At 45.0% G+C, this 15,357-nt stretch carries 14 protein-coding genes; 5 read left to right on the forward strand and 9 right to left on the reverse strand.

What is annotated here, in order from left to right:
* Window positions 1-219 precede the first annotated feature (219 nt).
* Window positions 220-756, reverse strand: coding sequence for an FHA domain-containing protein (locus F7D47_RS04315; RefSeq protein WP_006846465.1), 537 nt, complete (start codon window positions 754-756; stop codon window positions 220-222).
* Between the two features lie 99 nt (window positions 757-855).
* On the reverse strand, window positions 856-2,004 hold the full coding sequence (locus F7D47_RS04320) for an SPOR domain-containing protein (protein ID WP_153086530.1): 1,149 nt from the start codon (window positions 2,002-2,004) through the stop codon (window positions 856-858).
* Between the two features lie 106 nt (window positions 2,005-2,110).
* On the opposite strand from F7D47_RS04320, the gene rfbC reads away from it, so the two are divergent.
* Window positions 2,111-2,665: a dTDP-4-dehydrorhamnose 3,5-epimerase gene (rfbC, locus tag F7D47_RS04325; RefSeq protein ID WP_153086531.1), complete on the forward strand. Its 555-nt coding sequence runs from the start codon at window positions 2,111-2,113 to the stop codon at window positions 2,663-2,665.
* Between the two features lie 45 nt (window positions 2,666-2,710).
* The gene (locus F7D47_RS04330) at window positions 2,711-3,514 is read left to right on the forward strand and encodes a DUF4738 domain-containing protein (protein WP_153086532.1); all 804 of its coding nucleotides are present in this window, start codon (window positions 2,711-2,713) and stop codon (window positions 3,512-3,514) included.
* Between the two features lie 120 nt (window positions 3,515-3,634).
* Here F7D47_RS04330 and F7D47_RS04335 read toward each other — a convergent pair whose 3' ends face one another.
* From F7D47_RS04335 to F7D47_RS04355, 5 genes are all read right to left on the reverse strand, one after another.
* Window positions 3,635-4,783 carry a sodium ion-translocating decarboxylase subunit beta gene (locus tag F7D47_RS04335; protein WP_022121790.1) on the reverse strand — a complete coding sequence of 383 codons (1,149 nt, stop codon included), beginning with the start codon at window positions 4,781-4,783 and terminating at the stop codon, window positions 3,635-3,637.
* A gap of 123 nt (window positions 4,784-4,906) precedes the next feature.
* Window positions 4,907-5,392 (reverse strand): biotin/lipoyl-containing protein, encoded by a 486-nt coding sequence (locus tag F7D47_RS04340; protein WP_153086533.1) that lies wholly within the window; start codon window positions 5,390-5,392, stop codon window positions 4,907-4,909.
* Between the two features lie 5 nt (window positions 5,393-5,397).
* Entirely contained in the window at window positions 5,398-6,426 is a 1,029-nt protein-coding gene (locus F7D47_RS04345; protein WP_153086534.1) for an OadG family protein, read from the reverse strand.
* Between the two features lie 223 nt (window positions 6,427-6,649).
* Window positions 6,650-8,344, reverse strand: a complete 1,695-nt coding sequence (locus F7D47_RS04350) for a putative transporter (RefSeq protein ID WP_153086535.1) — start codon at window positions 8,342-8,344, stop codon at window positions 6,650-6,652.
* A 241-nt stretch (window positions 8,345-8,585) separates the two neighbouring features.
* Window positions 8,586-9,833 carry a phosphoglycerate kinase gene (locus tag F7D47_RS04355; protein WP_022121786.1) on the reverse strand — a complete coding sequence of 416 codons (1,248 nt, stop codon included), beginning with the start codon at window positions 9,831-9,833 and terminating at the stop codon, window positions 8,586-8,588.
* Between the two features lie 324 nt (window positions 9,834-10,157).
* Here F7D47_RS04355 and radA point away from each other — a divergent pair, with 324 nt between their 5' ends.
* The 3 genes from radA to F7D47_RS04370 all read left to right on the forward strand — a co-directional run bounded on the left by radA (window position 10,158) and on the right by F7D47_RS04370 (window position 13,551).
* Entirely contained in the window at window positions 10,158-11,642 is a 1,485-nt protein-coding gene (radA, locus tag F7D47_RS04360; RefSeq protein WP_153086536.1) for a DNA repair protein RadA, read from the forward strand.
* A gap of 52 nt (window positions 11,643-11,694) precedes the next feature.
* Window positions 11,695-12,348: a 7-cyano-7-deazaguanine synthase QueC gene (queC, locus tag F7D47_RS04365; RefSeq protein ID WP_022121784.1), complete on the forward strand. Its 654-nt coding sequence runs from the start codon at window positions 11,695-11,697 to the stop codon at window positions 12,346-12,348.
* Window positions 12,349-12,426: 78 nt separating this feature from the next.
* Entirely contained in the window at window positions 12,427-13,551 is a 1,125-nt protein-coding gene (locus F7D47_RS04370; RefSeq protein ID WP_153086537.1) for a TlpA disulfide reductase family protein, read from the forward strand.
* 80 nt (window positions 13,552-13,631) lie between these two features.
* On the opposite strand, the gene F7D47_RS14870 is transcribed toward F7D47_RS04370, so the two are convergent.
* On the reverse strand, window positions 13,632-15,056 hold the full coding sequence (locus F7D47_RS14870; protein WP_228113441.1) for an HU family DNA-binding protein: 1,425 nt from the start codon (window positions 15,054-15,056) through the stop codon (window positions 13,632-13,634).
* Complete coding sequence (locus F7D47_RS04380) at window positions 15,053-15,343, reverse strand: HU family DNA-binding protein (protein ID WP_006846479.1); 291 nt, start codon at window positions 15,341-15,343, stop codon at window positions 15,053-15,055. The genes F7D47_RS14870 and F7D47_RS04380 overlap by 4 nt, the downstream gene beginning before the upstream one ends.
* Window positions 15,344-15,357 lie beyond the last annotated feature (14 nt).

Consider the following 15,357-nt stretch of genomic DNA (forward strand, 5'->3'; position numbering starts at 1 on the left):
AATTCATTTCTATTTCTTATATTCCGATGCAAAGGTACACATTTTCTTTTAATTTAAAGAAAATAAAAGCAAAAAGATTACGAAATATAGTAGATTTCTTTCAGAAAGTTAGAAATATGGCGTGTTTTTACGTTTTCGTTAAGTGAAAAAGGAGCAATTGGATGTAAACCAACATCTAATTGCTCCTTTTGAAGTGTTTATTTTGATAATCGAAACTTCTTAGTTTTCTTCTTCACTGTCTGCTGTGCGGAGAATGATAGAAGTTGCTCCGATGGTGAACAGGGTTCCGTCTTCGATAACGCGGCGTTCTCTGTCGCCCAGAATCTCATTGTCAACGAAAGTTCCTGTATAACTTGGTCCATCACGGAGTACATATTTCAATTTGCCTTTCTTGTCGCGGCTAACGTTGATTACGCAATGGTTCATGTCAACGCTTGGGTCTACGGTTTCGATAGGGCAGTTGATTCCGCTGTTCTTCATGTAGCGGCCGATGATGTTGTCGCCTAACTGCAGCGGGATGACCTGTTTGTAAGCGAATACGTTCTCGATGACAACGATAGAACCGTATCCCTTCTCGTTGGCATTCTCGTCAAGTTTTTCCTCCTTGCGAGTTTCGCGGAGCTTGGAAACTCCCATTCGGATGCCAAACTGCTTATTGCAATTAGGACAAACGAAAACGAGACTCTGACCTGCCTGATACTTGGTCTCATCGAAGGTGATAAAATTATCGCATTTAGGACAACGTACTCTTTTCATATTCTTTTTCTTACTTTTCTGTCTTTATTATAATAATGTGTTGTAGAAGTTCCCGATACTCCTTGCTCTTTGTTCTAGCTATAAACTCTTAACTATCAACTATTCTTTCACTTTCGTAATCCAGCCGTCAGTAAAAGCATCATAGTTGTGTAAACGGTTGAGAGCAGTATAAGCTTCGCCCTCGGTAGAGTATGTTCCGTATATAACTTTCACATTATTATCCGTAATCAACACTCTGGCTTCCTTGAATCCCTTGTTCTGGAGGAGTTCAGCATAGCAGGCAGCATTGCGCTTGGTAACACGACTTGCCAAAACGATGCTGTAGTAAGAAGAAGCTGTTTGCAATTCGTTGTCCTGAGTCATGTTGACAGACTTGGCAGGAATGCTCTCTTCTGCCTGTGATTCTGTACTAAGTACCAGTTCTTGAGGTTGCGCAACCTTATTAATCTCCTTAGGCATGATGCGGTTCAGCATGCCTGTATCGATTTGGCTCTTCTGAACGGTTGGGGTTCCCAATGGAGAAGAGTAGGTGAAGAATGCAATGAGAGCGATGCAGGCTGCTGCAATATTGCGCAACCAGCTCTTCTTGATGCTGATGAATTCGGCATTTGATTCTTCTTCTTCGTTAACGAACACAGAATTGTTGACAGAGAGTCCACTCTCCATCTTCTGGTTACTATCCTGATTCTTGACTTCGCTTTCTGTACGATTGTTTTCTACTGTCTTTGCTGGCATTTCAATGATTGAAGCAGCAGAATCTTCAGCCTTCTGAACCTCTTCTGCAGAAATCTGCGCGAGTGGGAGCATGTTTAAGCCACCTAAGCCATACAACTCAGGTGTAAGAATGCCTGCCTCACATGGTTCAAAGGTGTAGTTTCCGTCTTCGTTCAATATGATGGTGCCAATATCATTCAGTTCAAATTTTCCTGAATTCTCCAGAGCCTGGCGCATCTCTGTCACCTCATCAGCAATGCGGTTCAAAGCTTCCGGATAGCTGATGTCGTATGCTTCAACATACGAAAGTGCAAGGAGAGAATCGTTCATCTGGAGCTGTGGGTTAAAGCCAATAGTTCTCAGCGGTGGCAAAAACATGCTGTCTCTGCCATCGTAACGCGCATCTACATGATGAGCCATGAAGCCACCAAATCCTGGGACAATCACGCAATCGTTGCTCAAAAGTAGGATCTCTATATGTCTTTCTAGTCTATTCACGTTTGCAAAGGTAGTGATTTTTTCGGAAATGACCAACAGAAAATAGAGAAAATTTTCGATGAAATCATAAAAAGTCTAATTTGTTTTGTCGTTTCGGGAAAAAGTATTACCTTTGTGCCTAAAATAAATAAGGTATAAATCAATGAAATATACAGAGACAGAAATTGAAGGAGTCTGGCTGATAGAACCTCGGGTATTTGAAGATGCTCGCGGCTATTTCTTTGAAGCTTGGAAGCAGGCTGACTTTGATGCTCACGTTGGAGGGCATGTGGAGTTTGTGCAAGACAATGAATCTATGTCGGCTCGTGGTGTGCTCAGAGGTTTGCATTATCAGAAAGGTGAATTCTCGCAGGCTAAGTTGGTGCGTGTCATCAAAGGCCGCGTGCTGGATGTAGCTGTTGACTTGAGAAAGGGCAGTAAGACTTTCGGTAAATATGTAATGGTTGAACTGAGTGGAGAGAACAAACGCCAGTTTTTCATTCCTCGCGGTTTCGCCCATGGTTTCCTGGTACTGAGCGATGAAGCAATCTTTACTTATAAGGTTGACAATGTTTATGCTCCTGAACATGAAGCCAGCATTCATTGGGATGATCCTACCATTGGAATCAAATGGCCTATTGATGGAGTTGAGGTGCTTACGTCAGAAAAAGACAGAACCAAGGCAAAGTCTTTCGAAGAGGCTGATTATTTCGAGTAAAATTGGCACAGACTTTTACCGATTAATTTATTTAAAGAACTCATCATGAAAAAGATAGTTAATTTATGGCTGCTCAGTTGTATCTTGACTCTTGTTGCTTGTGGGCAGAAGGTCGAAAAGCAACAGGAAGTGAAGGAAGATACTGCGGCTAAGAAAATGTTGCAAGGCATTTGGCTGAACGATGACGATGAGGATGATGTGGCGTTCCGCGTAAAAGGCGATACGATTTATTATCCTGATTCAACCAGTCAGCCTGTCTATTTCTACATTGCTGGCGATACGCTTGTAATGAAGGGTGCTAATATTGCAAAATATCCGATCGTAAAACAGGCTGAGCATATTTTCCAGTTTAAAGTGCAGAATGGGGATGTGGTTAAGCTGGTGAAGACGGAAGATAAGTCTTATTTGCAGCAGTTCATCCACAACCATGTTTCCGTGGCGCTGAATCAGAATACGCTGATTAAACGTGATACTGTGGTTGTAAGGGGCGATGAGAAATATCATCTCTACGTACAGGTTAACCCAACAAGTTATAAGGTCTACAAGAGTTCTTATAATGATGATGGTGTTGAGGTAGACAATGTTTATTATGATAATATTGTGAACTTGCATGTTTATCATGGTGCCAACTGTCTGTTCTCTCGTGATTTTCATAAGAAGGATTTCGATAAGCAGGTTCCTGCTTCTTTCTTGGACCAGTCTATATTGAGCGACATCGTATTCAATAAGATAGATGAATCTGGCATTCATTATCTTGCTGTTCTGGCAATGCCTGACAGCAGTTTGAGTTATCAGGTTGAGGTTATCATTTCCTTTGAAGGAAAAATGAGAATGCGGGTTAAGAGCTAAAAAAAGAAATAAAAAAGTCGCCCTGAAAGGGAAAGCATTGGATGTAAGATGCTTTGTCCTTTCAGGGCGATTCTATTTTTTATGTGCTTATTCTGGAGGGATAGCTTGGTGGCTCAACTTTTAATTGAAGAATCCCAGCAAAGCTCCGGCTGCAACGGCAGAACCGATGACTCCCGCAACGTTTGGTCCCATGGCGTGCATGAGAAGGAAGTTGTGGCGGTCGTATTCCAGACCCAGGTTGTTGGAGATGCGTGCACTCATTGGTACGGCACTCACTCCGGCGTTTCCGATAAGTGGGTTCAGTTTCTTGCCTTTTGGTAAGAATAGATTCATCAGCTTGACGAATAAGATTCCGCTTGCCGATGCGATGATGAAAGCAAGAGCACCGAGAGCAAAGATTTTGATGGTGTTTAATGTCAGGAACTCTGAAGCCTGGGTAGAACAGCCTACGGTCAGGCCGAGGAGGATAACGACAATATCATTCAAGCTGCTGCTTGCTGTCTTGGCGAGTCGGGTTGTCTTTCCACTCTCTTTCAGAAGATTTCCGAAGAACAGCATTCCTAATAATGGCAAACCGGATGGAACGATGAAGGTGGTGAGAAGCAGACCGATGATAGGGAAGAGAATCTTTTCTGTCTGTGAAACCTGACGTGCCGGTTTCATCTTGATGACGCGCTCTTTCTTGGTTGTAAGCAGTCGCATCAAAGGTGGCTGGATTACAGGCACCAGTGCCATGTAAGAGTAGGCGCAAACCGCAATGGCTCCCATGAGGTTCGGACTCAGCTTGCTGCTCAGGAAGATGGCGGTTGGTCCGTCTGCTCCTCCGATAATGGCAATGCCAGCTGCCTGGTTAGGTTCGAATCCCAGAGCCAGTGCAATCATGTAGGCGCCGAAGATTCCAAATTGGGCAGCGGCTCCAATCAGGATGAGCTTCGGGTTGGAAATGAGCGCAGAGAAGTCGGTCATGGCTCCAATGCCCAGGAATACGAGTGGCGGGTACCAGCCCTGTTTCACTCCCTGGTAGAAGATGTTCAGAACGGAGTTGTCTTCGTATAAACCTATTTCGAGTCCTGCATCGGCACGGAATGGAATGTTGCCAAGAATGATTCCCAATCCGATAGGAACCAGGAGCAGTGGCTCGAAATCTTTCTTGATGGCGAGCCAGATAAAGAGTGCTCCCACCAGAATCATGATGAGGTTTCCTGCCGAGGCGTTGGCAAAGCCCGTGAAGGTAAGAAACTCATTGAAGTTTTGTATGATGAAATCCATAATTTACTTTGAACTTTGAAAGTTGAACATTGATTTACTTTGAACTTTGAAAGTTGAGCATTGAACTTTATGATTAGTCTTTTGATTGGAAGAGTAATCATTAGCTTTTGTCTAAACAGCTTATTACGCGATCGTAACAAGCGTGTCTCCTTCCATTACTGCGTCTCCCTTGTTCACGTTGATGCTGGTAATGGTTCCCGAAGTTTCTGCATCGATGTTGTTCTGCATCTTCATGGCTTCGAGAACGACAACAGTATCGCCTGTGTTCACCTTGTCACCGACTTTCACCTTGATTTCGTTGATAGTGCCAGGCAGAGGGGCTACCACTGGCTTGCCTGCAGCAGGAGTTGCCTGTTTGCTTGATGAAGCAGAATCAGAACTTGCTGCAGAACTGGAACCTGCAGCAGAACCTGCGCTTGCAACAGAGCTGGCAGAAATGTTGTTTTGTCCATCACTTAACTTTACTTTCTGCTTACTGCTCTTAACCGGCTGTTTCATTTCCACTTCGAATGGAATTCCATTCACGGTTACATTGGCGATATTGCCTTCAATATCCTGTATTTCAACGACGTAATCTACGCCTTTAACTTTATATTCGTACTTTGCCATAGTTTCTATATTTTAACGTTGTTATTGTTGTTGTTGAATTTCGGAGCATTCCATCTGGTCTGTTTTGGCTTGATGGTGATAATGCCGGATTCTACATCATGAACATCTTCCAGGTATTCCTGTAGTGCAAGAGAGATGACTGCCATGTAAATCTCCTTATCAATACCCTTGGTTTCTAAACCATCTTTCAGAATCACGTTGGTCTTATGACTGAGGCCTTGAGTAACCTCGATGGTCTTCTTTCCTGTCTTATATAATAAGGTGGCGTGCTTCTCTGTAGCACGGGCGATGCGCTGTTTGTGTTTCATGTAGGCTCCGAAAACCCAGAACACGATGAAGAGGAGAGCAAGGCAGGCAAATACGATTCCCATTGAAAGTACGGCGATTCCTATTCCGTATGGGTCGCTTTTCTTCAATTGCTGGGCTTTACTCAAACCTGTGTTTTGAGGCAGATAGCCTGGAGTTACTGATCCGGCAATGGCTTTCTCCCATGTCTTGAAGTCCTTACTCAGTTCAAAACTCTCATCGGCAGCCAACACTGGCACGCTTACGGAGTCTATCAGGTCAACGGCATTTCCGTCATAGAGTGCTATCCAGTTGGGCATCTTTTCTTGTAGAATAAGATTGAGATGAAAAGGTCCCGAGTTGGAAGAATTCTTTGCCTTCCAATGTTGTCCGTTCCTGCCATCCTGGTACCAGGAACTGCTGTCGAAGATAACGATGCTCTTCTTGCCTCCCAGTGTGGTTCGTGGTTCATTGTTAGGCAATGGACACATCAACTGTCGGCGAGCTTCAGGCGACATTTTCTTGTCGAGAACCCTTCGGTCGGTGGTTAGGAACATACCACGCACATTATACGTGGTAAAGGAGGAATTGCTCAATTCCACCCATGGTTTGTGCTGCCCGTACTCATCTACAAGATTGGTACGGTTGTCGGTCATCACCTCCGTAATACGGATACTTTTGGCTCCTTGACTCCAAGCGGGCAAGGATGTGATGACTAGCATGGTTATCAGAAATCCCAATTTCTTCATACGCTTACTAACGTTTATAGGGTTATTGTTTCATATTTCGAAAAAATCTGCATCATATAGGAACGATAGCTGTTCCTAGAAGATTCATTAGGTTTGTTTCTTGTGCTCAAAGGTACGAAGAATTTCTGAAAAGACAACAAAAAAGGTGCACAAATTTTTGTCTTTGTGCACCTCTTTTATAATTTATAACTATTTCCAGTTGTTTTGTTAACTTTTGTAAGTCTTACGCTCCGCAGAAGAACAGCACCACTATCTGGGCTGTAAAGATACGGAGGAACATGCTCAATGGATAAACCGTAGAGTATCCTACAGCTGGAGCCTCTTTAGAGCAAGAAGCATTTGCATAAGCCAATGCAGGAGGGTCTGTGTAAGTACCGGCGAGCATACCCATGATGGTGAAGTAGTTGAACTTAAACTTCAGGCGGGCAATTGTACCGATGATGAGGATAGGAATAACGGTGATGAGGAAACCGCATCCCACATATTTCAAACCGTCACCCTGTACTACTGTGTCCCAGAATCCGGCTCCAGCCTTGATTCCCACACTCGCCAGGAAGAGTACAAGTCCTATTTCTCGCAGCATCATATTAGCCGAAGTCGTCGTATAAGTTACCAGCTTCATGCGATAGCCGAAACGGCCTATGAGGATGGCGATGATAAGCGGACCTCCGGCAATACCCAGCTTCAAAGGCACCGGCATTCCCGGAATGGCAAATGGGAGAGAACCGAAGATAATACCTACCATAATGCCTACGAAGATAGTGGCAATGTTAGGCGCATCGAGGCGCTTTACAGAGTTACCCATGATTTCAGCCACACGGTTCACATTCTCTTCAGGACCTACAACCAGAATCTTATCACCTACGTGGAAGTGGTGGTTTCTACCTGCAAAGATGTCCATTCCCTGACGGGAAATACGGGTTACGTTAACGCCGTATACGCTGGAGAAGTGCATCTTACCCAAGGTCTTACCGTTCATTTCCGGACGGGTAACGATGATACGGCGAGAAACAAAGTGCTGTACTTCATCCTTCTCGCGGTCCCATTCAGCTTCAACCTCTGGTCCGATAAAAGCCTTGATGGCTTCAGCATCAGCCTCTGCACATACAACGAGCAATTCGTCTCCAACCTCAAACTTAGTCTTGCTGTTAGGAATGCTTACCTCGCCATTGTGGAGCAGTCGTGAACATACAATGTCACGGTTCAAGAATTCTGAAACTTCTCTCAGCGTTCTGCCTGTAATATAAGCATTTTCCACACGCAAGTGCATGTTATGGGCCTTAGCGTGTGGGTTGGCAGCATCTTCTTCGTTAAGCTGTTCTTCCTCATCAGCAGTATTAATCTTACAGATGTACTTGATAAGGATAGTAGCACCGATAATGCCCACTACACCAAGAGGATAAGCACAAGCATAACCATTGGCAATACTTGGAGCGCCATTAGGGAAGACGCTGAGCAAAGCCTCGTTGGCTGCACCAAGACCCGGAGTATTGGTAACCGCACCATAGAGTGTACCTATCATCATAGGCAGGTTGTTAGGGTTGCTCGTATCAAAGAAGAGATAATAGCAACCAAACATCACGAGGATGTTGAGCAGAATAGCGCTAGCCGAAAGCATGTTGAGCGTAACACCACCTTTCTTGAAACTCTCGAAGAAGCCAGGTCCTACCTGGAGACCAATCATGAAGACGAAGAGGATCAGGCCGAAGTCTTGCACGAAAGTGAGAATTTCCTTTGGACCGGTGAAGCCAACGTGGCCAGCCAAAATACCTGCGAAGAGAACGAAGGTGACACCTAACGAAATGCCGCCAATCTTTAGTTTTCCGAGGTAAACACCAATAGCTATCACGATAGCGTAGAGTAGGGCGATGTGAGCTACCGACTCGGTATTGGTGAAGAGATTAACAATCCAATCCATGTATTCGTTTTAAAATCAGAAAATTATATTCCTGTAGTTTACCAAATTATTTTAGAATTTATGTTTTCTGTTGCTTGTTTTAAATGAAAGATACAGTTCTGTTTATAGAGAGAATCTGTAGATTATTAGGGATTCAATTAAAACTGAAAATTGGAGGACATCACATAGGATGCCCTCCAACCTATTTTTTCTTGTAAAAAATCAAGCCCTTTTTTCAAATGGCTTTCTTTTTGACATGAGATTACTTCTCGATAGCTGCTACACCTGGCAATACCTTACCCTCGATAGCCTCGAGGAGAGCACCACCACCTGTAGAGATGTAAGATACCTGATCAGCCAAACCGAACTTGTTGATACAAGCTACAGAGTCACCACCACCGATGAGTGAGAATGCACCTTCCTTAGTAGCCTCAGCGATTGCGTCAGCGATAGCCTTAGAACCACCAGCGAAGTTGTCGAACTCGAATACACCTGCAGGACCGTTCCAGAGGATAGTCTTGGCACCCTTGATGGCAGCTGCGAAAGCCTTGCGAGTCTCAGGACCTGCGTCCATACCCTCCCAACCGTCAGGGATGTTGTTAGATGGGCAAACCTGAGTATTGCAATCGTTCTTGAAGTCGTCACCGCAGATAGAGTCTGTGCCGAGTACGAGGTTTACACCGTTCTCCTTAGCCTTCTTGATTACGTCGAGAGCAACGTCGAGCTTGTCATCCTCGCAGATAGACATACCGATCTTGCCACCGAGAGCCTTAGAGAATGTATAAGTCATACCACCGCAGAGAATCAGGTTGTCAACCTTAGTCAACAGGTTCTCGATGATACCAATCTTAGTAGAAACCTTAGAACCACCCATGATAGCTGTGAATGGGCGCTTGATGTTGCCGAGAACTGCGTCAACAGCCTTTACCTCTTTCTCCATCAGGAAGCCGAGCATCTTGTGATCCTTGTCGAAAGAATCAGCGATGACAGCTGTAGAAGCATGCTTGCGGTGAGCAGTGCCGAATGCGTCCATTACATATACGTCAGCGTAAGAAGCCAACTTGGCAGCGAACTTCTTCTGACGCTCCTTCATCTCAGCCTTAGCAGCATCGAATTCTGGAGTACCCTTCTCAACGCCAACTGGCTTGCCTTCCTCTTCTGGGTAGAAGCGGAGGTTCTCGAGCAAGAGAGCCTCACCTGGCTTCAAGGCAGCAGCCTCAGCATCTGCGTTACCGCAGTCCTTAGCGAACTTAACGTCTACGCCGAGAGCGTCTGATACGTTCTTAACAATCTGAGAGAGAGAAAGCTCTGGTTTAACCTTGCCCTTTGGCTTACCCATGTGGCTCATCATGATGAGCGCACCGCCGTCTGCAAGTACCTTCTTCAATGTAGGAAGGGCACCGCGGATACGAGTGTCGTCTGTTACATTACCATTTTCATCCAATGGCACGTTGAAGTCAACGCGCACGATTGCCTTGTGACCGGCAAAGTTAAAATCTTCAATTTTCATTTTACCTAAATTTTATTTAGTTTATGTACTAATTTATTGTTCTAAACCTTTCTGCTGGTTTCAAAAACCGAAGGCAAAGATACAAATTATATTTGAATCAGCAAAATATAGTAGCGGTTTTTATGATTTTTAGTAGATGAAATCGTCTGTTTGCTATATCGGGTTTGCAAAATTCGTGTTTTGCGCTTCCTTCTGCCTGATTTGTTAAACAAAATGGAGAGAAATGAAATATATTCTTAACAAATTACTTTTTTTTTGGATTTTTCGATAATAAATAGTACCTTTGTGCGCAGTTAAAACGTTATTACATATAAATGAGATAAAATGGCGAAAGATAAGATTGCTTTTGTGTGCAGCAATTGCGGACAGGAAAGTGCCAAATGGATGGGCAAATGTCCTAGCTGCGGACAATGGAATACATTTAAGGAAATTCGTATTGCTGCTGATTCCGGATCGCAGGCTGCGAAGAATGCCGGAATGACCATGCGTCATGGTGGGGCTGCCACGATGTTTGGCGGGCAGCACAGCGAGCATGATGCTGCGCCGATGAAGCTTCGCGATATTTCTGCGATTGATGAACCGCGCATCGATATGAGGGACGAGGAGCTGAATCGTGTGCTGGGTGGCGGAATGGTTCCTGGCAGCATTACGCTCCTGGGCGGTGAACCGGGAATCGGTAAGAGTACGCTCACCTTGCAGACTATTCTGAACATGACTGACCGCCGCATCCTGTATGTGAGCGGAGAGGAAAGTGCCCATCAGATTAAACTCCGTGCCGACCGGTTGGCTAAAGGACAGGCGATGCTCAGAGAGGGTTCTTCTGCAGACATTCTGAAAACGGCTTCTCTTTCATCAGAAGGAGCCTTTGATCATATTACGGTCCTCTGTGAAACGCAGTTGGAGAAAATCTTCAGCCATATTCAGGAAGTGGCTCCACAACTGATAGTTATAGATTCTATACAAACTATTGCTACGGAAGAAGTAGACAGTTCGCCGGGTTCTGTTTCCCAAGTTCGTGAGTGTGCAGCCTCCCTGCTCCGATTTGCCAAGACGAGTGGCATTCCGGTTATTCTGATAGGACATATTAATAAGGAGGGAACGCTTGCCGGACCAAAGATTCTGGAACACATCGTAGATACGGTGATTCAGTTTGAGGGCGACCAGCATTACATGTACCGCATCTTGAGAAGCATCAAAAACCGATTCGGAAGTACTTCTGAGTTGGGAATCTATGAGATGATGCAAGGCGGACTCCGACAGGTGAGCAATCCTTCAGAGTTGCTGCTTACTGAAGATCATGACGGGCTTTCGGGTGTTGCCATCAGCGCAGCCATCGAGGGTGTCCGTCCGTTCCTGGTAGAGACGCAGGCTTTGGTTTCAACAGCAGCCTATGGAACCCCGCAACGTTCGGCAACGGGCTTTGACCAGCGCCGTTTGAACATGCTCCTGGCGGTTCTAGAGAAACGTGTGGGGTTCAAGCTGATGCAGAAGGACGTGTTTCTGAATATTGCCGGAGGATTGAGAGTAACCGATCCTGCCATGGACTTGAGTGTGTTGGCAGCCGTATTGAGCAGCAATGTTGACACACCTATCGAGCAAGGGTGGTGTATGGCAGGCGAGGTAGGTCTGAGCGGCGAAGTCCGTCCGGTGAGCCGCATCGAGCAGCGTATTGCTGAGGCAGAAAAACTGGGATTCCAGCACATCATCATTCCGAAATACAACAATCATGGTTTCGACCATAAAAAATATAAGATAGAAATTCATCCCGTAAGGAAGGTGGAAGAAGCATTCCGCTGCCTGTTCGGGTGAAGTAAAAAGTAATCATATAGTTCAAAGTTCAAAATTCAAAATTCAAAGTAAAATGAAGGATTCAGTAATCATTGTGAGCGGTGGCATGGATAGCATCACGCTGCTCTATGATAAGAAAGACGAGATTGCACTCGGCATTAGTTTTAACTATGGAAGTAATCATAACGAGCGTGAAATTCCCTTCGCCAAGATGCATTGCGAGCGTTTGGGAATCAAGCATATTACGATAGATTTGGGTTTCATGCATCAGTATTTCAAGAGCTCTCTTCTTGAAGGTGCCGATGCAATTCCTGAAGGTCATTATGCTGCTGATAATATGAAGAGTACGGTGGTTCCTTTCCGTAATGGAATCATGCTGAGCATTGCCATCGGCATTGCTGAGAGTAATAATCTGAAGAAAGTTTTCATTGCTAACCATGGTGGCGATCATACGATTTACCCAGACTGCCGTCCGGAGTTTATCAAGGCGATAGATGAGGCTGCCGAAGCAGGAACGTTCGTTGATGTGCGCGTGGTGGCTCCTTATACGAATATTACCAAAGGGCAGATTGCTGAGATTGGTAAAAAGTTGGGCATTGACTATGCTGAAACCTGGAGCTGCTATAAGGGCGGTGAGAAGCATTGTGGCAAATGCGGAACCTGCGTTGAGCGCAAGGAGGCTTTGGCCGAGGCGGGTATTGAGGATACTACTGAGTATGAAGAATAAGGATAACGACGAATCAGGCGTTCTTCGTTCCCTATATATATAATAAGGTGTAATCAGAATAAATATAATAAAAGAAAAATGAAAACAGCGATTTTATCTGCGGCTCTGATGCTTGCATCAACCGTTGCAATGGCTCAGAAGAGCAACTTCCAGTTGAAGGTGGATTTGAAGAATTTCAATTCCGATTCTGTACTTGTTTACAAGGGCAGAAATGTTAAGATGGATACGGTTTTGGTGAAGAATGGCAAGTTTACCTATTCTGCAAACCTTGATAAGGCAGCCGGATACGTTTTCCTCTCACCTGAAGCTTATCGTGGTGCTGGTCAGTTTATGTTCAACCTGCCTTGTGTTCCTGGCGAGAAGGCTGAAGTTAAGGGCGATGCAAAGACCCGCTTTGATATTTCGGGTTCTAAGTTCTATCAGCAGTATCATGAAGTAGATGTTCTGCTGGAGAATGCTAATAAGGAGTTGAGAGATTACGAAGCTTCCCTGAACCAGAGAATCAAGAATGGTGAGACCCAGCAGACCATCATGGCAGAGTATGAGCAGAAGGCTCCTGCCCTGCAAAAGGCAAAGGACGATAAGATTTTCGATTTCGTAAAACAGCATCCTGATTATGAGGCTTGTGCTACTATCATAGAGCAGTTTGATGATGTCAGCAAGATGGAGAAACTGCTGGGCTTGCTCTCTGAGAATGTGAAGAACGGCAGAATGAAGGCTTTCTACCAGCCAATGATTGATATGGCTAAGAAGCGTGCTGAGGCTGAGGAGAAGGCTAAGAAGGTGCAGGCTGCCGGTGTTGAGGCTCCTGACTTCACGCTGAAGGATATTAAAGGAAATGATTTCAAGCTTTCCAGCCTTCGCGGTAAGATTGTAGTTCTCGATTTCTGGGGTTCATGGTGCGGATGGTGCATCAAGGGAATGCCTAAGATGAAGGAGTATTACGAGAAGTACAAGGGCAAGTTTGAAATTCTTGGTGTAGATTGTAATGATACAGAGGCTAAGTGGAAGGCTGCTGTTGAGAAGCACCAGTTGCCATGGATTCATGTTTACAATCCGAAGGACAGTAAGGTTCTCAGCGATTACGCTGTTCAGGGTTTCCCTACAAAGATTGTGATTGATGCTAACGGTAAGATTATCAAGACCATCGTTGGTGAGGATCCTGCTTTCTACACTTTGCTTGATGAAGTGTTGGGCAAGTAATGTTAACATAAAACAATGTCGCCCTGTAAGTGCAAAATTACATTTGCTCTTACAGGGCGATTTTTTGTTTGTTCAGTATTTTATTTCTTTTTCTTCTTCAATTCCAGTTTCGGAATCTTGATTTTCTGTCCGGCTTTTACGGTGTTTTTACCATTCAGGGCTTCTACGTAGCATTCCATGCCGGAACCTAAATAGCGGGTGCTGATCTGTTCGAGGGTCTGACCGGCGCCAACCGTAACGGTCTGGGCAACTCCTATGATTCGGTAAGCTCCCGTGCGTACGCGAGCATCCTTATCATACTGGGATGATGCTATTTTCGAAGTAGCCTTTTCTTCGTCTTTATCTTTAGCCTTTTCTTTTGCTTCTGCCTTTTCTTTTGCTTCAGTCTGCTTAGCTTTTTCAGCGCTAGCACTTTCCTCATCCGAATTTTCAGCCAGTTTTACTGCTTCTACAGTTTTAGCCATACGGATGCTGTCTTCCATCGCTTTCTGGCGGAGTTTCTGTTCCTGAGAGAGTGGGGCGGCAGCTGGTTTGGCTGGGACTTTCTTGGCTGGAGCCTGATGATACTGGTTTAGCTGCATGGCTAGATGATCACGCTGGGCAGTCATCTGACCATAGTTGAAGGCAAACCATCCCATTCCGCCAATCAAAGCTACTACGATGAGACAGACTGCAACGACCAGATAGCGAGGAATAACAATATGATGAGAATTGGAAGATTCTTCTTCCTCCTCTTCATCTTCAGATTCATCTGATGCAGGTACTGCAGGTTCAACAACTGCTTTCAGGGCTTGCTGTTGCTGGGCTAATTCAAGCTTCTCTTGCTCCAGTCTTTCCTGCTCCAGTCTTTCCTGTTCCAGTCTTTCCTGCTCCAGCCTTTCTTGCTCCAGTCTTTCCTGCTCAAGTCTTTCCTGCTCTTGCTTTTCTTTTTCAAGCTTTTCTTTCTGTATTCTTTCCTGCTCCAGTTGGGCTTGTTTTAATTTTTCCAGTTTAGCTTGTTCAATAGCAATTTGCTTTGCCAGTTCGTCTTCGTCTTCTTTTTCCTTTTCCTTTTCAGATCCGATTACGACAACCTCCGGATTTGGAGTTGCAGTTTTTTCTTCGTCCAGAAAATCGATTACTTGTGCAGGAGCATCTTCTGTCTGTTCTTCTCCAAACTTCTCATCTATTTCATCGAAATCTACGCCGTCATTTACCACCACCGTTTCAAATTGGGCGAATGGCTTGTTTACGATTTCTTTCAGGATGTTGTCAGGCGTGAAGGTGAGTTTGTCTCTGCCTTCAATGGTGAAGCGCTCGCCCGTGTTCACATTGATGCTTTCACGGTCTTTCGTGGCCTGTACCTTAAAGGTGCCCAGCCATTTTATCTTCACCTGCTTGTCGGCATCGAGTCCCTGGTTGCACACATCAAACATCTTCCGGATGAAGAGTTCTGCTTCCACCTGGCTCAGACCGCTCTTATCTGCAAGCAGTTTTCCGAGTGTATTTAAACTGAATTTGCTCATTGCTCATCCCCTCCATTCTTTAGTTTTTCCTTGACCGAAGCAACCGGTCGGAAACCCAACACCAACTTAGGCGGCACCAGCTGGCGCTTCTTGGTAGTAGGATTAACCACCACTCGCTCCATGCGCTTCTTCACTTCGAAGGTGCCAAAATTGGGGATAGAGACAGCTTCTCCATCCTCAAACTCGGCAATCATAGCGTCTATCGCCTTGCGCACCAACTTTTGGGTGTCTTCCTGCGAATAGCCGGTTTGCTGAGCCAGTTCAGCGATGTATTCCTTATTGTTCATATTTATTTAATATG

It is taken from the genome of Segatella copri (genome assembly GCF_009494835.1).
GTDB lineage: Bacteria > Bacteroidota > Bacteroidia > Bacteroidales > Bacteroidaceae > Prevotella > Prevotella copri_F.